8 protein-coding genes are annotated in these 21,775 nt (G+C 65.7%); 7 read left to right on the forward strand and 1 reads right to left on the reverse strand.

Annotated elements, in window-relative coordinates; translation table 11 throughout:
• The first annotated feature begins 18 nt into the window (after window positions 1-18).
• Together HWX22_RS29895 and HWX22_RS29900 are read left to right on the forward strand one after the other, a co-directional pair.
• Window positions 19-8,745, forward strand: a complete 8,727-nt coding sequence (locus HWX22_RS29895; RefSeq protein WP_208456633.1) for an Ig-like domain-containing protein — start codon at window positions 19-21, stop codon at window positions 8,743-8,745.
• 104 nt (window positions 8,746-8,849) lie between these two features.
• A complete protein-coding gene (locus HWX22_RS29900; protein ID WP_175916927.1) occupies window positions 8,850-12,626 on the forward strand; it encodes an Ig-like domain-containing protein in 3,777 nt (1,258 codons plus the stop codon).
• 159 nt (window positions 12,627-12,785) lie between these two features.
• On the opposite strand, the gene HWX22_RS32110 is transcribed toward HWX22_RS29900, so the two are convergent.
• Window positions 12,786-13,313, reverse strand: a complete 528-nt coding sequence (locus tag HWX22_RS32110; RefSeq protein WP_244135318.1) for a hypothetical protein — start codon at window positions 13,311-13,313, stop codon at window positions 12,786-12,788.
• On the opposite strand from HWX22_RS32110, the gene HWX22_RS29905 reads away from it, so the two are divergent.
• The 5 genes from HWX22_RS29905 (at window position 13,263) to HWX22_RS29925 (ending at window position 21,629) form a co-directional block, all read left to right on the forward strand.
• On the forward strand, window positions 13,263-14,813 hold the full coding sequence (locus tag HWX22_RS29905; RefSeq protein WP_347879267.1) for a tetratricopeptide repeat protein: 1,551 nt from the start codon (window positions 13,263-13,265) through the stop codon (window positions 14,811-14,813). The two genes, HWX22_RS32110 and HWX22_RS29905, sit on opposite strands and share 51 nt — an antisense overlap.
• 338 nt (window positions 14,814-15,151) lie before the next feature.
• Window positions 15,152-17,476 carry a type I secretion system permease/ATPase gene (locus HWX22_RS29910; RefSeq protein ID WP_175911536.1) on the forward strand — a complete coding sequence of 775 codons (2,325 nt, stop codon included), beginning with the start codon at window positions 15,152-15,154 and terminating at the stop codon, window positions 17,474-17,476.
• A complete protein-coding gene (locus tag HWX22_RS29915) occupies window positions 17,473-18,717 on the forward strand; it encodes an HlyD family type I secretion periplasmic adaptor subunit (RefSeq protein WP_059820842.1) in 1,245 nt (414 codons plus the stop codon). The genes HWX22_RS29910 and HWX22_RS29915 overlap by 4 nt, the downstream gene beginning before the upstream one ends.
• A 3-nt stretch (window positions 18,718-18,720) precedes the next feature.
• Window positions 18,721-20,934 carry a TolC family protein gene (locus HWX22_RS32115; RefSeq protein ID WP_244135320.1) on the forward strand — a complete coding sequence of 738 codons (2,214 nt, stop codon included), beginning with the start codon at window positions 18,721-18,723 and terminating at the stop codon, window positions 20,932-20,934.
• Complete coding sequence (locus tag HWX22_RS29925; RefSeq protein ID WP_175911535.1) at window positions 20,931-21,629, forward strand: response regulator transcription factor; 699 nt, start codon at window positions 20,931-20,933, stop codon at window positions 21,627-21,629. Before HWX22_RS32115 ends, HWX22_RS29925 begins: the two co-directional genes overlap by 4 nt.
• Window positions 21,630-21,775: the final 146 nt, after the last annotated feature.

Below are 21,775 nucleotides of genomic sequence, written 5' to 3' on the forward strand. Positions count from 1 at the left end.
GCGGTGCAGGGCCCGATCGTGAACCACGGGACGACGGACGATACGACGCCGACGCTGAAGGGCTCGGCGGAGCCGGGCGCGGTGGTGACGATCTACGACGGCGGCAAGGCGATCGGCTCGACCGTTGCGAACGCGGCGGGCGGCTGGTCGTTCACGCCGGGTGCTCCGCTCGCGGACGGCGAGCATGATTTCACGGTGACGGCGCGGGACGCGGCGGGCAATGAAAGCGGCGCAAGCGAGTCGTTCAACATCACCGTCGATACGTCGGATCCGGGCACGACCGTCATCACCAACGTCGTCGACGATGTCGAGCCGCAAACTGGCTCGGTGTCGAACGGTGGGTTCACGAACGACACGCGTCCGACGCTGCATGGCACGGCAAAGCCGGGTTCGATCGTGACGATCCGCGATGGCGACACGACGCTGGGTTCGGCCACGACGGACGCGTCGGGCAAGTGGAGCTTCACGCCGGACTCGGCCCATGCGCTGACGGAGGGCAAGCATGCGCTGACTGCGCAGTCGAAGGACGCGGCTGGCGCGCAAAGCGCGCCGTCGCAGCCGTACGAGTTGAACATCGACTTGACGCCGCCGGGCAAGCCGTCGCTCGAGGAAGTCATCGACAACGCCGGCAACGTGACCGGGCCGCTGCATCCGCACGATACGACCGACGATGCGCAGCCGACGCTGCGAGGTACGGCCGAGCCGGGCAGCATCGTACTGATTTACGACACGACGTCCGGCGCGCAGGTACTGCTGGGCAGCACGCGTGCGGATGCGGACGGCCACTGGTCGTTCCAGTCCGAACCCCTCGAGAATGGCCATCACTCGCTGTCGGTGGTCGCACGTGACGCGGCGGGCAACGCAAGCGAGCCCAGCGACGGCTTCGACTTCTCGGTGCTGACGGGCGTGCCGAGCGCGCCATCGATCACGGGCGTGTTCGACGCGGTCGAGCCGCAGGTGGGCAATGTCGCGCCGAACGGCGAGACGAACGACACGCGGCCGACGGTGAGCGGCACGGCGCAGCCGGGCCACACCGTGCACGTGTTCGTGGACGGCAAGGAGGTGGGGATCGTCATCGCTGGGGACAACGGCCGCTGGTCGTATCGCCCGGAGACGCCGCTGGCGGAGGGCGAGCACGCATTCAGCGCGAAGGCCGAGTCGCCGGACGGCAAGATGAGCCCATCGACGGGCGACTATTCGATCGTGGTGGACACGATTGCGCCGGAAGCGTCGAACGACGAGACGCTGCTGGATGACGTTGGTAACGTGACGGGCCCGATCGCGAACGGCACGACGACGGACGACGCGACGCCGGTATACAGCGGCAAGGCTGAGGCCGGCGCGGTGGTGACGATTTACGACGGCGAGAAGGCGATCGGCTCGACGGTGGCGGGACAGGACGGACGGTGGACGTTCCGGCCGTCGGAGCCGCTGTCGGACGGTGCGCATCGACTGTCGACGACGGTGACGGACAAGGCGGGGAACACGAGCGAGCGAGGGGATTCGCACGAGTTCACGGTGGACACGAGCAAGATGTCGATCGCGCTGGACCAGGTGATCGACCACGTTGGCACGGTGCAGGGTCCGCTGCAGCCTGGACAGACGACGGACGATCGCCAGCCGGAAGTGACGGGCAAGGCGAAGCCTGGCTCGCTGGTGAAGGTGTACGTGGACGGAGAGGTGGTTGGCTCGGTGCAGGCGGGCGGCGACGGGCAGTGGTCGCTGAAGCTGCCGGCCCCGTTGTCGGAGGGGGCGCACGAGATCGCGGCGTCGTCGACGACGAACGGGATGGAGAGCGCGCTGACGGCGCCGTTCGAGCTGACGGTGGACGTGACGGCGCCGGATCGGCCGACGATCGAGTCGGCGCATGACGACGTGGGCGCGGTGCAGGGCCCGATCGTGAACCACGGGACGACGGACGATACGACGCCGACGCTGAAGGGCTCGGCGGAGCCGGGCGCGGTGGTGACGATCTACGACGGCGGCAAGGCGATCGGCTCGACCGTTGCGAACGCGGCGGGCGGCTGGTCGTTCACGCCGGGCACCCCGCTCGCGGACGGCGAGCATGATTTCAAGGTGACGGCGCGGGACGCGGCGGGCAATGAAAGCGGCGCAAGCGAGTCGTTCAACGTCACCGTCGATACGTCGGGACCGGGTGCGACCGTCATCACCAATGTCGTCGATGATGTCGAGCCGCAAACCGGCTCGGTGTCGAACGGTGGGTTCACGAACGACACGCGTCCGACGCTGCATGGCACGGCGAAGCCGGGTTCGATCGTGACGATCCGCGATGGCGACACGACGCTGGGTTCGGCCACGACGGACGCGTCGGGCAAGTGGAGCTTCACGCCGGACTCGGCCCATGCGCTGACGGAAGGCAAGCATGCGCTGACCGCGCAGTCGAAGGATTTGACGGGAACGATGAGCGACGTGTCGCCATCGTTCGTCGTCAACGTCGACACGACGCCGCCGGATGCGCCGGTGATTGTCGACGTGATCGACGATTTCGGCGACGTGACCGGTTCGGTGCATCCGGGCGAAACCACCGACGACCGGCGTCCGACGCTGCACGGTACTGCCGAGCCCGGCAGCAACGTGCTGATCATCGACCGGGTCAACGGTACGGACGTTTACGTGGGGCGCGTGCAAGTCGGCCTGGACGGCCACTGGTCGTTCCGTCTCGACATGCAGCTCGAGAACGGCCCGCACTCATTCCAGGCGAAGGTGACCGACGCGGCCGGCAACAGCAGCGCGTACAGCGACGCCTATGACATCACGGTCTTGCAGGGCGTGCCGAGCGCGCCGTCGATCACGGGCGTCACCGACGCGGTCGAACCGCAAGTGGGCAACATCGAGCCGAACGGTGCGACGAACGACGCGCAACCGACGGTGAAAGGCACCGCGCTGCCGGGACAGATCGTGCACGTGTTCATCGATGGCAAGGAAGTCGGCACGACGGTCACGACGGCCACCGGCCAGTGGTCCTACCGTCCGACGACGCCCTTGCGTGATGGCGAGCATACCTTCAGCGCGACGGCGGAAGGCGCCGATGGTCAGTTGAGCAAACCGACGGGCGACTATCCGATCGTGGTGGATACGATTGCACCGTCCGCGTCGACCGGCGAGATGTTGATCGACGATGTCGGCCCCGCGACGGGTCCGATCGCGAATGGCGCGACGACGGACGATGCAACGCCGACGTACCGCGGCAAGGCGGAGGCCGGCGCGGTGGTGACGATTTACGACGGCGAGAAGGCGATCGGCTCGACCGTGGTGAACATGGACGGCACGTGGTCGTTCCGTCCGACTGGGCCGCTCGCCGACGGCGCGCACAGTCTGTCGACGACGGTAACGGACCGGGCCGGCAACGTGAGCGGCCATAGCAAGCCGCTCGAGTTTACGGTGGATACGAGCCATGTCGTGGTCACGATCGATCAGGTGATCGACCACGTCGGGTCACTGCAGGGTCCGCTGCAGCCTGGACAGACGACGGACGATCGCCAGCCGGAAGTGACGGGCAAGGCGAAGCCTGGCTCGCTGGTGAAGGTGTACGTGGATGGAGAGGTGGTTGGCTCGGTGCAGGCGGGCGGCGACGGGCAGTGGTCGCTGAAGCTGCCGGCCCCGTTGTCGGAGGGGGCGCACGAGATCGCGGCGTCGTCGACGACGAACGGGATGGAGAGCGCGCTGACGGCGCCGTTCGAGCTGACGGTGGACGTGACGGCGCCGGATCGGCCGACGATCGAGTCGGCGCATGACGACGTGGGTGCAGTGCAGGGCACGATCGTGAACCACGGGACGACGGACGATACGACGCCGACGCTGAGGGGCTCGGCGGAGCCGGGCGCGGTGGTGACGATCTACGACGGCGGCAAGGCGATCGGCTCGACCGTTGCGAACGCGGCGGGCGGCTGGTCGTTCACGCCGAGTTCCCCCCTGTCGGACGGTACGCACGTGTTCACGGTGACCGCGCGCGATGCGGCAGGCAATACGAGTCAGACGAGCGACGGCTTCACGCTTCATCTCGATACGTCCGCGCCGAACCCGCCGGTGATCATGGAGGTGATCGACGCCGTGGGTGACGTGACTGGACCGCTGAGCCAGCACGATACGACCGACGACGCGCAACCGCTGGTGAACGGCACGGCCGAGAAGAACAGCCTGGTGCTGATCTACGACACAGTATTTGGCAAGCACGTGCTGATCGGCAGCGCGCGGGCCGACGCCAGCGGCAACTGGTCGTTCCGTCCGGTTGCGCCGGTCGCGCCGCTGACCGACGGTGATCATCACCTGACGGCGGTGGCGACCGACGCAGCGGGTAACGAAAGCGCGCAGAGCGCGGGGTTCGACTTCACGGTCCTGGTGGGCGGTGTGCCGACCGCGCCGTCGATCTCGGGCGTGTTCGATGCGATCGAGCCGCACGTCGGTAACATCGGCCAGTCGGGCGTGACGAACGACCCGAAGGCGACGGTGACGGGCACAGCGCAGGCCGGGCAGATCGTGCACGTGTTCATCGACGGCGACGAGGTGGGGTCCGTCAAGGCGGACGCGACCGGTCGCTGGTGGTTCCGCCCCGATGCGCCGCTGGCTGATGGCGAACACAAGTTCACGGCCAGCGCCGAAACCGAGGGCGGCGAGAAGAGCGCCGAGACGGGGGCATACACGATCGTCGTGGACACGACGGCGCCTGCCGCCTCGACGGATCAATCGCTGATCGACGACGTGGGCGCGCTGACGGGAGCGATCACGAACGGCACGGTGACCGACGATGCAACGCCGACCTACGGCGGCAAGGCGGAGCCGGGCGCTATCGTGACGATCTTCGATGGCGACAAGGCGATCGGCTCGACGGTGGTGGATGCCGACGGCACGTGGCGCTATCGCCCGACGGAAGCGCTGGCGGACGGAAAGCACAGCCTGTCGACGACGGTGACCGATGCGGCGGGCAATGCGAGCGCACACAGCGCGTCGACCGAATTTACGGTCGACACGTCGGGCGCGGGCGTGATCGTGCTCGAGACCGTCACCGATCACGTTGGGACGCTTCAAGGGGTGTTGCAGCCAGGCCAGACGACGGACGATAAACAGCCGGAAATTGCCGGGCGGGCGACGGCGAACTCGCTGGTGAAGATTTACGCCAACGGCGCACTGCTCGCGTCGGTGACGGCAGGAACCGACGGCAAGTGGTCGGTCAAGGTCGGCGCGGAGTTGAGCGCGGGGTTGACGGACGGTACCTGGAACATCACGGCGACGACGACGACACCGGCATCGGGCGAAAGCAAGCCGACCGAGCCGTTCACGCTGACGGTGGATACGACCGCGCCGGATGTATCGACGAACGAGACGGTGACCGATCACGTGGGTGCGGTGACCGGTCAGGTCGAAGCGGGCGGCGTGACGGACGATGCGGCGCCGGTGTTCAGCGGCAAGGCTGAGCCGGGCGCGGTGGTGACGATCTTCGACGGCGACAAGGCGATCGGCTCGACGGTGGTGGATGCCGACGGCACGTGGCGCTATCGCCCGACGGAAGCGCTGGCGGACGGAAAGCACAGCCTGTCGACGACGGTGACCGATGCGGCGGGCAATACGAGCGCACACAGCGCGTCGACCGAATTTACGGTCGACACGTCGGGCGCGGGCGTGATCGTGCTCGAGACCGTCACCGATCACGTTGGGACGCTTCAAGGGGTGTTGCAGCCAGGCCAGACGACGGACGATAAACAGCCGGAAATTGCCGGGCGGGCGACGGCGAACTCGCTGGTGAAGATTTACGCCAACGGCGCACTGCTCGCGTCGGTGACGGCAGGAACCGACGGCAAGTGGTCGGTCAAGGTCGGCGCGGAGTTGAGCGCGGGGTTGACGGACGGTACCTGGAACATCACGGCGACGACGACGACACCGGCATCGGGCGAAAGCAAGCCGACCGAGCCGTTCACGCTGACGGTGGATACGACCGCGCCGGATGTATCGACGAACGAGACGGTGACCGATCACGTGGGTGCGGTGACCGGTCAGGTCGAAGCGGGCGGCGTGACGGACGATGCGGCGCCGGTGTTTAGCGGCAAGGCGGAGCCGGGCGCTATCGTGACGATCTTCGATGGCGACAAGGCGATCGGCTCGACGGTGGTGGATGCCGACGGCACGTGGCGCTACCGCCCGACGGAGTCGCTGGCGGACGGCAAGCACAGCCTGTCGACGACGGTGACCGATGCGGCCGGCAATACGAGCGCGCACAGCGCGTCGACCGAATTCACGGTCGACACCAAGGGTGCGGGCGTATCGATCGCGATCGACGAGGTGGTCGACCATGTTGGGACGGTCACGGGCGCACTGCAGCCGGGCCAGACGACGGACGACGTGCATCCGGAGGTGACGGGTAAGGCGACGCCGGATTCGCTGGTGAAGGTGTACGTGGACGGCAAGGTCGCGGGATCGGTGATAGCGGGCGCGGATGGTGCGTGGTCGCTCCGCCCGAATGTCGCATTGACGGAGGGCGTACACCGGATCACCGCCACGGTAACGACACCGACGACGGGCGAAAGCGCGCACACCGCGCCGTTCGAGCTCGAAATCGACACGACACCGCCGGGGGTATCGACGAACGAGACGGTGACCGATCACGTGGGTGCGGTGACGGGTCAGGTCGAAGCGGGCGGCGTGACGGACGATGCGGCGCCGGTGTTCAGCGGCAAGGCGGAGCCGGGCGCTATCGTGACGATCTTCGACGGCGACAAGGCGATCGGCTCGACGGTGGTGGATGCCGACGGCACGTGGCGCTACCGCCCGACGGAGTCGCTGGCGGACGGCAAGCACAGCCTGTCGACGACGGTGACCGATGCGGCCGGCAATACGAGCGCGCACAGCGCGTCGACCGAATTCACGGTCGACACCAAGGGTGCGGGCGTATCGATCGCGATCGACGAGGTGGTCGACCATGTTGGGACGGTCACGGGCGCACTGCAGCCGGGCCAGACGACGGACGACGTGCATCCGGAGGTGACGGGTAAGGCGACGCCGGATTCGCTGGTGAAGGTGTACGTGGACGGCAAGGTCGCGGGATCGGTGATAGCGGGCGCGGATGGTGCGTGGTCGTTGAAGCTCGAGACGGCGCTCACGGAGGGCGACCATGCGATCACGGCAACTATGACGACGGATGCGTCCGGCGAAAGTGCGCAAACGGCGCCGTTCATATTCACGGTCGATCTCACGCCGCCGGCACAACCGACGATCGATGCGGTGACCGACGACGTAGGTGCGCAGCAAGGCACGATCGCCGACGGCGCCTATACGGATGACAAGACCCCGACGTTGTCCGGCAAGGCGGAGGCGAACTCGATCGTCACCGTCTACGATGGCGAGGCCGTGCTCGGATCGACCATTGTGGCGGCCGACGGTACGTGGACGTATACGCCGATCGAACGTCTGACCGACGGGGAGCACGTGTTTACCGTGGTCGCGCGGGATGCGGCCGGTAACGCGAGCGAAACGAGCGGCACGTACACAGTGCACGTCGATACGGTTGCGCCGGACGGCCCGAAGCTCGAGCATCTGATGGACGACGTGGGCCCGACCACCGGCGACATGTTCAAGGTCGGCCTCACCGATGACTCGATGCCGATGTTCAGCGGCAAGGCCGAGCCGGGTTCGATCGTGCGGCTCTATTCGGATTACGAGGGCGAGAAGCACCTGCTGGGCTCCGCGCGTGTCACGGCAACAGGCGACTGGTCGATCGTGCCTGCAACGGACCTGGACGACGGCGTGCATCGCATCACGATGACGGCGACCGACAAGGCCGGCAACGTTGGCGCACCATCGGATCCGTACCTGCTCGAGGTCGATACGACTGCACCTGTACAACCAACGATCACGGACGTGATCGTGAATGTCGACGGCGTGACCGGGTCGCTCGGCGCAAGCGGCGGGACGACGACGGACCACCGGCCGCAGATCGCCGGCCTTGCCGAGGCGGGGGCGACGATCACGGTGATGACGGAACACGGCGGCGTACTCGGCACCACGCATGCGGATGCGACGGGCCACTGGACGTTCATGCCGGATACCGCGCTGGCCGATGGGTCGTATGTGATTTCCGTCACGGCAACCGATGCGGCGGGCAACCCGAGCGCCCGATCGACGAAGGTAACGATCGAAATCGAGCCGTCGCAGGCCGGGTCGGCGTATTCGAACGACGTGGAGGCGTCGACCGATTCGCTGTTTGGCGGCGAGCACGATGTGGCGTCGCATGCGGGCGGTAGCCCGGCGCTGCATGAAGGGCACGATGCGGCGAATGCCGGCGAGGTGCACGAAGCCTCGTTCGACGTAACGCCCCAGGAACCGCGGACGGTGGCGGCTAACGGGGTGCCCGCGCACGGCGAGCACAGCGTGCTCGTGGTGGACGGTGGTGGCCAGACGCTCGACCTCTCGACGCTGTTGAGCCCCTCCCTGCCCGGTGCAATCGATGCGATCGACCTGTCAGGTTCGGGTGCGAACACGTTGAAGTTGTCGCTTGGTGACGTGCTTCAGCATGGCGGCAAGGACTTGTTCGTCGACGACGGCCGCACGCAACTGATGGTGAAGGGCGACGCGCACGATGTGGTCGATCTGTCCGGCTCGCTCGACGGTCACGGCAGTGAATGGGTCGCGCACGGCGAGACGATGGTGGATGGTGTCGCGTACGCGGTCTACGAGAACAGCGCGCAGAACGCTGAACTGCTCGTACAGCACGGCGTGACCACGCACCTGATGTAAGCGGAGGAGCAGCGCCCCGGATCCCCTGGCCGGCATACCGGCCCAAGGATCCGGGGCGCTCTTTGCATGATTTTCTTCGGTATTCCGAGTATCAAGACATTCACATGAGCGTGATCAAGATAATTGTTGCCGGTGACCACGCTGCCATGCGCGTGGTCGATCCCGGTCGCACGGATCCCGTTGCGACGACCAGGATCAAGGCGACGCCGAACGCGCGCTACATCCTTGCCGATGCGGAAACGGGCAAGCCCCTGCAGGGCATCACGGTGCAGCGGCACGGCGACGATCTGTTGCTGAGTACGGACGGCAACGCATCGCCGCAGATCGTGATCGAGCATTACTACGGTTCGAACGGGCAGTTGCTCGCGGCAGGCGAGAGCGAACAGTACTACGCGTACGACAACCCGGAGGGCGGCGTGGCCACGCTGGCGGACGGCGAGGCGGCCACGCTTGCCGTGCCTGGCCCAGCGGCCGCCGAACCGGGCGCACCGCATGTCAACTGGACCACGTTCGGCCTCGGCGCGTTCGGCATGGCCGCCGCCACGGCAGGCGCGGTGGCCGCGGCGTCGGGTGGCGGTGGCGGTGGCGATGGCGATGGCGATGGGGCGGAATCGCCCCGCGCCGTGTCCTCAAGCGACGACGCGACGCGGCCACCGGCGCCGGCCATCCGCTATCTGGTTGACGATGTCGAACCCGTGATCGGCCGGGTCGGCAATGGCGGGATGACGAACGATCCGTGCCCGACGGTCGAGGGAACGGGAAAGGTGGTTGGTGACACGATTCTCGTGTACGTGGACGACACGCTGGTTGGTTCGACGACCGTGTCCGCAGACGGCACCTGGTCGTTCCGGCTGGAGGCGAGCAGGCCATTGCCGGATGGAACGCACGGGCTGCACGCGGTCGAGGTGGGCGCCAACGGGCAGTCAAGCGCGGCATCCGAGCGCTTCGAGGTCACGGCGGGGCCGGCTGTGCCGAGTCGTCCGCTGCTCGACTGGGTGCTCGATGACGCGGAGCCGCACGTCGGCATCGTGAACCGGGGCGGCGTCACCAACGATGCGACGCCGACGCTCCAGGGGCGCGGCGAAATCGGTACGACGGTCTATCTCTACGACAACGGCGGAAGCGACCCGATCGGCAGCACGACGATCGACGAGCGCGGGACGTGGTCGTTGACGCTCGCCCATCCCATGGAAGATGGAGAACACAGCTTCACGGCTGTTTCGATCAATCGCTTCGGCCATGAGAGTGCTGTATCGCGTGCGTACGCGGTGACCGTCGATACGACGCCGCCCGCGCAACCAACGATCGATTCCGTATATGACGACATCGGGCCGGTGCAGGGTCCGGTCGACAACCCCGGATATACAGACGACGCGGCGCCGGTACTGTCGGGCAAGGCGGAGAAGCACGCGGTCGTGCGGATTTACGATGGCGACGACGTGCTGGGATCGACCACCGCGGACGATCACGGCAATTGGGTCTTCATGCCCGGTTTGCCGCTGGCGGACGGCCGGCACGATCTCACGGCAGTCGCAATGGACGCGGCGGGCAACAGCAGTGTGGCCAGCGAGATCCATACCGTGACCGTCGATACGACGGGACCGGGAACCGTTACGATCGTCGCCGTGATCGACGATGTCGAGCCGCAGACGGGGACGGTCGCGAATGGCGGCTTCACGAACGATGTGCGCCCGACCCTGCAGGGCGTCGCGAAGCCGAACGTCGCGGTGACGATTCGGGATGGCGACACGGTGATCGGCACCGCAACGGCGGACGAGCTGGGAAACTGGCGATTCACGCCGGATTCGGCTCATGCGCTGGCGGAGGGCCCGCACACGCTGACGGCGCAGGCTGTCGATCTGACCGGACAGCAGAGCGAACCGTCCGGCCAGTATGAGATTGTCGTCGATACGACGCCGCCTGATCAACCGACGGTCGACACTGTGATCGATGATGTCGGCCCGGTGCAAGGCACGATCCAGAATAACGGCTATACGGACGACACGAAACCGGCCTTGTCAGGGCATGCCGAAGCCCGCGCCCACGTGACGATTCTCGACGGCACCCACGTACTGGGTACCGTGATGGCGGACCTGGACGGCCACTGGACGTTTACGCCGCCGCAAGCGCTGAGCGAAGGCAAACATGCCTTTACCGTGGTGGCGCGCGACGCGGCCGGCAACGCGAGCGTCGCGAGCGACGCGTTCGTCGTGAATGTCGACACCGCAGCGCCGCGGCCGCCCGTCATTACCCAGATCATGGACGATGTCGGCTCGCTCGTCGGGAATGTCATCGAGTTCGGCATCACGGACGATTCGAAGCCGATGTTCGGCGGCACATCCGAACCGTTCACGCGAGTGACGCTGTACGCGGAGTGCGGCGGCAGGACGGAGGTGCTCGGTTCCGTGCAGGCGGACGAGCGCGGCAATTGGGTGCTGGTGCCGGATGACGACTTGAATGACGGCATCTACCATGTGAGCGCATCGGCGACCGACCGGGCCGGCAACGTCAGCGACTTGTCTCCGGCCTGCACGATCCAGATCGACACGACGTTGCCGCGCCCGCCGTGGATCACCGATGTGATCGATGGGGTCGGGGCGGTGACGGGGCCGCTCAATCACGACGGCACGAGCGTAACGGACGATTCCCGTCCGACGATCAAGGGCACGGCGGATGCGTATGCGCTGGTCTATATCTACGACAAGACTGGCCGCGAACCGACCCTGATCGGTAGCACGAAGGCAGATGCCGGCGGCAAGTGGCTGTTCGAACCGGGCGGCGAACTGGTCGATGGCAAGCACGAGATCACGGCGCGGGTGCAAGGGGCGACCGGCGTATTGAGCGATCCCAGCGACGGGTTCGGATTCAAGGTCGAAGCGGCCGTGTCGCCCACGCCGAGCGCGCCGGAAATCACGGCGATCTACGACGATGCCATCCACATCATCGATCCGAACGGCACGACGGACGCGGTGCGTCCATACATCGTCGGAAAGGCTACACCGGGTTTCACGATCTACATTTACGAGGATGCTCAAGACCTGATGGGGTCGACGGTGGCCGACCAGCAGGGGCACTGGTCGTTCCGGCCGAATGACGGCCTGGATGGCGGGGTTCACTCCTTTTCCGCGATCTCGGAGGGGCCAGACGGCGAAACCTACGGCCCAAGCAACAGCTACACGATCGAGATCGAGGACGCGTGGTACCGGCTGGATTCGCTGTTTGTCGCATCGTCCGCAGACGACGTCGCGCAGGCGGCGCAGCATTCGGCGCCCCATGACGTCACGAACCCGGCGGCGCCCCGGCATGCCGCGCAGGAGACGGATCCCGAACACGATGGGTCCGATCGCGCGACGAACAACGCGAAGGTGCAGCGCGACACCGGCGAGTCGGCCCATCGTCACGGCGACGGCACCTCGGCGGTAGACGCGTCGGTCGACAAAGATGGCGGCGATACGAACGCCCTCCCGGCGGCTGACCGGCCCGCTCCTGCCGCAGCGCTTTCGCAGGAGGGCATGGATGCGCGCGCGCCGTCGGGCATGGCGCGCCACGACGCGGCAGGCGAGCCGTCCGCGCAATGCGCCGCGCACGAGACCGATGCGGACATGCTGACCATCGGTGACGCCGGCGTGTTGAAGCTGTCGCTGCTCGACGTGTTGCAGGACGGTGCGCCCGACCTGTTCGGCGACGACGGTCATGCGCAACTGCGGGTCAACGGCCAAGTGGGCGACGTGCTCGATCTGTCGGACCTCGACATTGGCGGGCATGACTGGGCCGCAAACGGCGATGCGGTGATCGGCGGAGTCGCATACACGGTCTACGAGAACGGGGCGCACCATGCGGAGCTGCTGGTTCAGCATGGCATCGATGCGCACTTCACATGATGTCGATCCACACGCGCGGACGCGTGCGGTCGGTGCGGCGCGCGCATGCTGCGCCGCCGGACGCTGGCGCGGCAATTTGGGGCGCGTCGCCGAGTGTCGGCGTGCCGTCATCCATGCCCGTCGCCGGCGGCGACGGGCATACTCGGCTGAATAACAATGTCACCTGTTAGATTCCCCGGGCGTGCCGTCGGGCGGCCCGGCAAACGCGCCGCGCTTTTCATGGATGCCGTGCGCCATCTGGAGGCCGGCGATGCGGCCGGCGCGGCGCGGCTGTTTCGTGCGGTGCTGGCGCGTGAGCCGCGTCATGCGGACGCGCTGCATATGCTCGGTGTCTCGTGCCACCTGTCCGGACACCATGACGATGCCGTTGATCACATACACGCGGCGTTGCATATCCGTCGCTCGGCCGCCTTCCTCGCCGATCTCGCGCTTGCGCTTGGTGCGCTCGGTCGTGATCCGGAAGCCGTGACGGCCTACCGCGATGCCATCGGCATGGGCTTGCGGCAGGCGCGCCTGCACAACAACCTCGGCAATCTGCTGAACCGGATGCGCGATCGCCAGGGTGCCATCGAGCAATACCGGCTGGCGATCGACGTCGATGCGCGCTATGCGCTGGCGCACAAGAATCTCGCGATCGTGTACGCGGAGGCGGGAGCGCACGCTGATGCGCTTGCCGCGTTCGAGCATGCATTGCAACTCGACGGCGACCTGACCGATGCGTGGCTGGGCTATGGCAGCCTGCTCGAGCGGTTGCACCGGCTTCCCGAAGCCGAGCGGGCCTATCGCCGTGCACGACGCTGGGAGTCCGTGCGCCACGTGCGTCGCCAGCTCGCGCGCTGGGACGATCTGGCGGCGCTCGATTCGGCCGTGGCGGCGGCGCTGGCAGAGCCGCGTGCGCCGGCGATGACACCGTGGGTGCTGCTGAACCTCCCCGGCGTCTCGGCAACCGGCCAGCGGGATGCCGCGCGCCGGTTTGCCGCGAGTCGCTGGGCGAAGGAACTGACGGCCGCGCCGCTCGTGTCACGTGGCAGCGCCCGCGCTGGCGGGGGCCGGTTGCGCATCGGCTACCTGTCCGCGGACTTCAAGGATCACGCGACGATGCACTTGCTCGCCGGGGTGCTCGAGCGGCACGATCCTGCCCGCGTCGACGTGCATCTGTACTCGTACGGGCCGGCAGGTGACGATGCGTACCGCGCGCGCATCGCGCGGATGCCGGCCGAATTTCACGAGATCCGGTCGCTGTCGGATGCCGATGCGGCCGATCGCATTGCGCGCGACGCGATCCAGATCCTTGTCGACCTGAAGGGGTACACGACGGGGGCGCGGCCGGGCATCCCGGCACGGCGCCCCGCCCCCGTCATCGTCAGTTGGCTCGGCTATCCGGGGTCCCTCGGCGAGCCGCGGCTGGCCGACTATCTGATCGGCGACGCGGTCGTGACGCCGATCGACGCCGGTGCGGCGTACAGCGAGACGCTTGCGTTGATGCCGGACTGCTACCAGCCGAACGATGTCCTGGAGCGCGATACGGCAACGCCGTCGCGGGGCGATGCGGGCTTGCCCGAGCACGGCTTCGTGTTCTGCAGCTTCAATCAGACATTCAAGTTCGACCCGGACATGTTTGCCGTCTGGTGCGAACTCCTGAACACCGTGCCTGGCAGTGTGCTGTGGCTTGCCCGGCCAGATGACGCCGAGGCGCAGACGCGTCTGCGCGATGCCGCGCAGGCACATGGCGTCGATCCGTCGCGCGTGATCTTCGCGGCGCGCCTGGCGCGCGATGCACATCTCGCCCGGTTGCGTCTCGCCGATCTTGCGCTCGATACGTATCCGGTCGGCTCGCATACGACGGCGAGCGACGCATTGCGTGCCGGCGTGCCGATGGTGACGCGTATCGGCGAGACGTTCGCGAGCCGCGTCGGCGCGAGTCTGCTCCGAAGTGTCGGGCTCGGGGAACTGGTGACGGACAATCTGCACGCGTATCGCGACGTCGCGCGCGCGCTCGCCGCCAATCCGGCCCGGTTTGCAAGCGTCCGTGCGACGCTCGACGAGCGGCGGCACCATGGGCCGCTCTTCGATCCCGCACGATTCGCTCACCAGCTCGAACGCTTGTATCGCGCAATCTGGGCGCGCGAGACGTGTGGCACGGAGACGGACGGACGCCCCATCGTGCTCGATGCATCGATGGTATGAAACGAGCAGTCAAAGGCGCACGTGCGACAGGTGCGCTACCGAGCCGGGCGACGTATCGCGCCGGAGCGTTGTCGCGCGTGCGCGCGGCTCATCTTGACCGGCACGGTCGGCCCTGAGCGGGCCGCGCTCGGCCCATCCACTTATCTGACTCGTCATCTTTCAACTGCCGCACCGTCTCTTTAGAATTTTCTGAGTCGATATTCGGCATTCAAGAATATATGAGGCCGGCAATGGCGGAAACGTGCAAGACACATTCCCCGCCGAGCCCGGATTCGATGCGTGTCGCGTGTTCCACGCGTGCCGCTCCAATGCGTGCCACAGCAGCAGGAAAACGAAGGATGAGTGCAAGTACCACGCCTGACCAGGCAGACCGGAATGAGGATGTCCGGAAGAGCAGTGAAACGACTTACCAGGACAGCTTGATGGACTGCGTCGCGTGGATGTGCGAGCGCTACGGTTTCGGCAAAAGTCGCGACGCGATCACGGCCGGGTTGCCCAAGTTCGGCTTTCTGTCACCGTCGATGGCGCTCGATGCATTCGCGAACGCCGGGATGCAGGCGGGGCTAGTCGAACGCGAGCTGCGGATGTTGCCCGGCCATCTGATGCCGATGTTGCTGGTACGCAAGGACAAGGGCGGTTGCATCTTGCTCGGCGTGCGGCGCGATCCGGACGCCGAGCGGCGCGGGGCGCTCCTGTGTCAGGTCTGGATGCCCGAGATCGCGGGGGGGGCCGTCGAATACAGCGACGAACAGCTGATCGAGATCTACGGCGGTTTCGCGATTCTCGTGAAGCCGGCGGCAAAGGTCGACACGCGTGCGGGCGAAGTAACCCCCGAGCCGATCGGTCACTGGTTGTTCAAGACCGTATGGCGCTATCGCCGTTTCTACTACAGTGCGGCGGTCGGCGCGGTGCTGATCAACGTGCTGGGTCTAGCGTCCATTTTCTTCACGATGAATGTCTACGATCGCGTCGTGCCGAACCAGGCATTCGTCACGCTCTGGTCGCTGGCGATCGGCGTGGCGATCGCGATGGCATTCGAGGGAATATCACGCTATACGCGCTCGCACTTGCTCGATGCGGCAGGCAAGAAAGCCGATCTGGTGATGGGCACGATCCTGTTCCGCAAGGCATTGTCGATCCAGATGGAGCATAAGCCTCAGTCATCCGGATCGTTCGCGAACCAGTTGCGCGAATTCGAATCGGTGCGCGACTTCGCGACGTCGGCGACGCTGTCTGCGGTAACCGACCTGCCATTCGTGCTGTTGTTCGCGGGCGTGATTTTTGCGGTGGGCGGCCCTCTTGGCTGGATTCCCGCGCTGATGATCCCGATCATCGTCGGCATCAGTGTGACGATCCAGTGGCCGCTGGCACGTGCGATGAAGGAAAGTCTGCGTGAAGCATCGCTCAAGCAGGGAGTCCTGATCGAGTCGATCGAAGGCCTTGAGACGCTCAAGGCTGTCGGCGGAGAAGGTTACATGCAGAAGCGCTGGGAAACGTTCAGCGCGATGCAGTCGGCAACGTCCCAGCGTACGAAGACGCTGTCGTCGCGCGCGATGACGATCGTGCAATTCCTTCAGCAGGTGCAAACGGTTGTGCTCGTCGTCACGGGCGTTTATTTGATTACCGAGGGGCGCCTGACACAGGGGTCGTTGATCGCATCGGTGATGCTTGCCAGCCGCGCAACGGCGCCACTCAACGCGGTGATGGGTCTCGCATTGAGATTTCAGCAGGCGAAGGCCGCGTTCGAGTCGCTGAACCGACTGATGGAGATGCCGTCGGAGCGCGATCCGAGCCGGGAATACCTCACGAATCCGCCGCTCGTGGGGCGCGTCGAACTGAAGGATGTGCGCTTTTCGTATCCGGCGCCGCCGATGCAGCCGAACCCGGAAATCCTGAAAGGCATCCACCTCGCGATCGAGCCGGGCGAGCGCGTGGCCGTGCTCGGCCGGATTGGCAGCGGAAAGTCGACGTTATTGCGCGTGATGGGGCGCATGTACATGCCGACGCAAGGTGCGATGTTTCTCGGCGGGCTTGCCGTCGAGCAGATCGATCCGGCCGACTGGCGCCGAGCGGTCGGCTATGTCGGGCAGGACGGACGGTTGTTCTACGGTTCGCTGCGTCAAAACGTCATGATTGCGCGACCTGACGCGACGACGGAAGAATTGCTGCGGGTGTTGAAGCTGACCGGACTGGATCATGTCGCCGCTCGGCATCCCATGGGCGTCAACCTGCCGATCGGTGAGGGCGGGGCGGGATTGTCCGGTGGACAGCGGCAGCTCGTTGCACTCGCACGCACGCTGTTGACGCATCCGCAACTGTTGCTGCTCGACGAACCGACGAGCGCGATGGATACGCAGACCGAAGCGGCCTTCATCGAACACCTCGCGCGAGCAACGGCAGGACAGACGCTGATCGTCGTCACGCATCGGCCGTCGCTGCTTTCGCTCGTCGATCGCATTGTCGTTGTGGAAGATGGGCGGATCGTCGCGGACGGCCCGAAGGAGGAGATTCTTGCACGGCTCGCCGGCCAGGGCGAGGCGGGCGCGCAGGATGCCGTCCGCGCTCGGCCCGCGCGCACGATACGGATGCGGCCCGCGCACCCGGGCGACGTGCAGGGTGCCGCGCCAGCGAGCGCAGCCGACCGGATGGAGCACAGCACATGATCGCGAAATGGAGGGCGCGGCGGCCGGGCCGCAAGCTGACGATGAGCAAGGCCGAGCGCGAGTACATGAGCGACATGCGCGAGGCGTTGCTCACGCAATCGTCGCCGGGCTCGAAGGTAATTCTGTACGTCATCGCGGCGCTGCTGGCCGTGTTTGTGATCTGGGCCAAGATCGCCCGTGTCGAGGAAATCACGCAGGGTGAAGCGACGGTCATATCGCGCTCTCGCGAGCAGGTCATCCAGAGTCTGGAGGGTGGGATTCTCGAAGAGATGAATGTGCGCGAAGGCGACATCGTCAAGAAGGGGCAGGTGTTGCTCAAGATCGATCCGACACGCGCACAGACGAGTTACCGTGAAGCGTATTCGAAGGCGATCGGCCTGAGGGCAACGCTCGCACGGCTTCGCGCCGAGGCATTCTCGCAGCCACTGGTATTTCCGCCAGAGGTGCGTGGCGAGACGGATGTCGTGCAGATGGAGACGAAGGCGTACAACGCGCGCAGGCATGCACTCGAAGAGTCGATCGCGGCACTCGAGCGCAGCTATGCGCTGCAGCAGAAGGAAATCGCGCTCGCCGCACCGCTCGCGGAGAAAGGCCTGATGTCTGACGTCGAGCTGCTGCGGATGAGGCGGGCGGCAAACGAGCTGAAGTCCCAGATGGTCGAACGCCGTAACCGTTACCAGGCCGATGCGAACTCGGAGTTGACCAAGCTTGAGTTGGAACTTGCGCAGACGAACGAGTCGTTGATCGGTCGGCGCGACGTGCTGTCCCGGACGACGATCGTCGCACCTGTGTATGGTACGGTGAAGAACGTGCGTGTGAATACGATCGGCGGGGTGATTCAGCCAGGCGAACACATTCTCGAGATCGTGCCGTTGGAGGATCAGTTGCTGGTCGAAGGCAAGATCAAGCCGTCGGACGTAGCGTTTCTGCGGCCTGGACAGGCTGCGATGGTCAAGATCACCGCTTACGATTTCGGCATTTACGGCGGACTCAAGGGCAAGGTGGAGTACATCAGTCCGGACACGCTGAAGGACGACGCAAAGGCTGCGACCGGCAAGGACGCGACCTTTTATCGAGTACAGGTGCTGACGGACAGGGCCTATCTCGATGCCGGCGGCAAGCATTTGCCGATCCTGCCGGGGATGATCGCGCACGTTGAGATCCGCACCGGCGAAAAGACCATTCTCGATTTCCTGCTCAAGCCGATATTCAAGGCGCGCGAAGCATTCCGGGAGCGATAAGCCATGCCATCTACTCACCAGTGCGCCGATGCAGCCGTGCGCAGCGGAGTTTTCTCCGATTTGCCGTTTCGACACACGACGCTGTCGCTGCTGTTCGCAACCGGCATGATGGCCGTCTCGCACTCGAGCTCGGCCGCTCTGATCGAATCGGCAGGCGGTGCCGATCCGGTTGCAGGCGACGAATCGAAGCACGCCGAGCCGTCGGAGAAAGTCGTCACCATTTCGTTATCCGATGACCGTGAAAGCGCCGAAAACCTGACAGGTTCAATCCGCGCGGAGCGCGAGCAGCGGCTCGAGGCACGCAAGGCAATGCGCACGGCGCGTGCATTGCGTATTGCGTCCATGCTGCAAGCGGAGCGGGCGGCCAGGGCGAACGGCCAAGTCGCGTCGACCGGCGCGGGCAGTCGCGCCGCTCCGCCACCGCGATCGGCCAAAGGTTCGGCGGGTGGACGGGCGTGGACGGATGTCAGCCAGCGGGGCGTGCATGCGGATGTATCGACAGGGTTTGTCATGTCGGGCCTCTCGACGCGCTCGGATGCACCGTCGGCGGCCGGTACGGCAACAGGCGCGCTGCGGGAAATACCGCGGCCGGCACCGCCGGACGAGCGTGCGGCCGGTCGGTCGGCGGCGATCCGACCGGATATCGGCGCATTACCGCCGGATCTGGCAGGTGCGTCGGCTTCGTCCGTCCAGCCGGGCTGGGACGCGGTGACCCGGCAGGCGGCGGTACGGATGCGCGCCCGGACGCTCACGGCGCACCCCAGCGAGCCCGAATCGCTGTTGCGGAATGGTGGCGCGTCGCTGGCATCGGCGGCGAATGGTCGGGTCACACTCGCGGAGATGATCAATGCCGAGCGGCGCGAGCGGGTTTATCCCGCTGCGTTTGATCCGCGTCTTAACCTTGTAGGCTCGGTCGCGATGCCAGGTACGCGTTCGCAGGCGGAACTCGCACGCGACTGGATGGCGGCGCCTGTCGATGGAGACGCTCGCGATCGCTTGCCGCCGCAGAGTGATCTGCGTCCGATTTTTCTCGCGGTGGTCGAGGCAGCGTTCGATCGCAGTCCGCAGATTCAGCTTGCAAATGCGTCATATCGCGCACAAATGGCCGACGTGGACGAAGTCAAGGGCCGGCGCTGGCCGCAACTGCAATTCGCGTCGCGTTCGAGGGCTGTCGAATTCGGTGGCTCGACGCGTAATTCAGCCGGGCACGGCACTGCGATCACGGCAAATGTGACGACGTCGATCTTCGACTGGGGCTATCTGTCGAAGTCGATCAAGAGCCGTCAGAAGACGGCTGACGCGGGCAAGGAATACTACGATGGGCAACTCGAGAATTCGGCGTACACGGTCACGACGGCGATGGCCGAACTGGCCAAGCAGCGGCTGTTGATCACGGTTAGCCAGCAGTTCGTGGACCGAATGCAGCAGCTCGTCACGATGCTCGCCCAGATCGTCGCGGTCGATCGCGGGCGGGCGAGCGAGTTGACGCAGGCGAAGGCGCGGTTATTGCAGGCTCAGGCTTCGCGTGATGCGGTAGCCGCGAAGGCGCGCGACACCGAGCTGACGCTGCGCAAGCTGGTGGGCGAGCGGCCGCTGAATTTGCCGCTGGCGTCGGCATGGAATATTGTGCCGGCTCCACTGGAGCTGTTGCTGTCGGATATGGACAAGCATCCGCAGATCCGCCAGGCACGGGCCGAGGCACAGGCGGCCCAGTTGCAGGCAGAAGCGGTGCGCGTGTCGTCTCGGCCTTCGATTAACTGGATTGTGAGCAAGACGATCGGTCGCGATGAGATCGACCGCACCCAGCCGTTCCAAACGATGCTGACACTCAACTGGAATGCGTTCCAGGGCGGATCGGCGAAGGCCGCGGAAATTGCCGCGCTGGAGCGCGCGCGCGCGAGTGAGCAGAAGATCGAACAGGCGCGGCTCGACCTGGGGTATGCGATTCGCGCGGCCGACGAGGACGCACGCACGTTGCTCAACCGGGCCGGTCTTTACGGCAACCTCGTCGGTGAGACCGATAGCGTGCGCAAGGCGTTCTTCGATCAGTGGTATCACCTCGGCAAGCGCACGCTGCTTGATGTGTTGCAAGCCGAAAGCGATCATTACGGCAATCGCGTGAACGAAATCACGACGCGTTTCGACGGCTATCAGGCCGTGTTTCGCGAGTTGAGCAGTGCGGGCGAGTTGATCCGCTGGCTAAAGGGAACGGTATGAGCACGCCGCCGCACAACACACACCTGCGCATCGCATTGCTTGACTCACATGAGCTCGTGCGCTACGCCTTGCGCACACGGATTGAACAAGAGCCGGCGTGGACGGTGGCGGGCGTCTTCCGACAGGCGGCCCAGTTGCTCGACGCGCTCGCGGACGGCGCATGTTTCGATCTCGTTCTCATGAACCATGTGCTCGATACGAACGATGGGCTCGATCTCGTATGCACGTTGCGCACGAACTTCCCGACGACACGCATTCTGGTCTGTTCCGAGTACGAGCGCGCGGATACGATCGCGCGGCTATTCGAGCTGGGCGTCAACGGTTTCATCGGCCGCACGCAATCGCTCGACGATCACGCCGAGGCCGTGCGCAAGGTCGCGGCCGGCAACACATACTTCAGCGCGCGAATCATGAGACCGAAGCCGACGACCGATACATTCGCGCACCCGCCGCCTGGTCCAGATGGGGCACCTGCACTCATCTCACGCCCCGATCTCACCGCGCGCGAACGGACCGTGCTCGAATATTACCTGCGCGGTTTGTCCATCACGCAGATAGCCGATCGCGTCGGGCGCAGCTACAAGACCATCAGTTCGCAGAAGCAGTCCGCGTACCGCAAGCTCGGTGTGAGCAATGATGCGGAACTGATCGCGATGCTGTCGCACAACGGCCGTGCATCGCGCGATCGCTATTGAACGCGCCCGCGATGCGATTTCCGAACACGACCTGTGATCTTGCCTCGATTCCATGTACAGCAAGAAGTTCGATCACTTTGTGGCTGTTTTGGGGAGGCAAATGGCAGAAATGCGGTACGGAGACGGCAGTACACGAACGAATTCAA

Origin of the sequence: Burkholderia sp. BCC1638 (assembly GCF_902833195.1) — a bacterium.
Lineage (GTDB): Bacteria > Pseudomonadota > Gammaproteobacteria > Burkholderiales > Burkholderiaceae > Burkholderia > Burkholderia diffusa.

Excerpts from the sequence above, each read along its gene's own strand:
- HWX22_RS29925 (WP_175911535.1), top strand. The coding sequence starts at position 20,931 with ATGAGCACGCCGCCGCACAACACACACCTGCGCATCGCATTGCTTGAC.
- HWX22_RS32115 (WP_244135320.1), top strand. The coding sequence starts at position 18,721 with ATGCCATCTACTCACCAGTGCGCCGATGCAGCCGTGCGCAGCGGAGTT.
- HWX22_RS32110 (WP_244135318.1), bottom strand. The coding sequence starts at position 13,313 with ATGCTCGAACGCGGCAAGCGCATCAGCGTGCGCTCCCGCCTCCGCGTA.
- HWX22_RS29910 (WP_175911536.1), top strand. The coding sequence starts at position 15,152 with ATGAGTGCAAGTACCACGCCTGACCAGGCAGACCGGAATGAGGATGTC.
- HWX22_RS29900 (WP_175916927.1), top strand. The coding sequence starts at position 8,850 with ATGAGCGTGATCAAGATAATTGTTGCCGGTGACCACGCTGCCATGCGC.
- HWX22_RS29915 (WP_059820842.1), top strand. The coding sequence starts at position 17,473 with ATGATCGCGAAATGGAGGGCGCGGCGGCCGGGCCGCAAGCTGACGATG.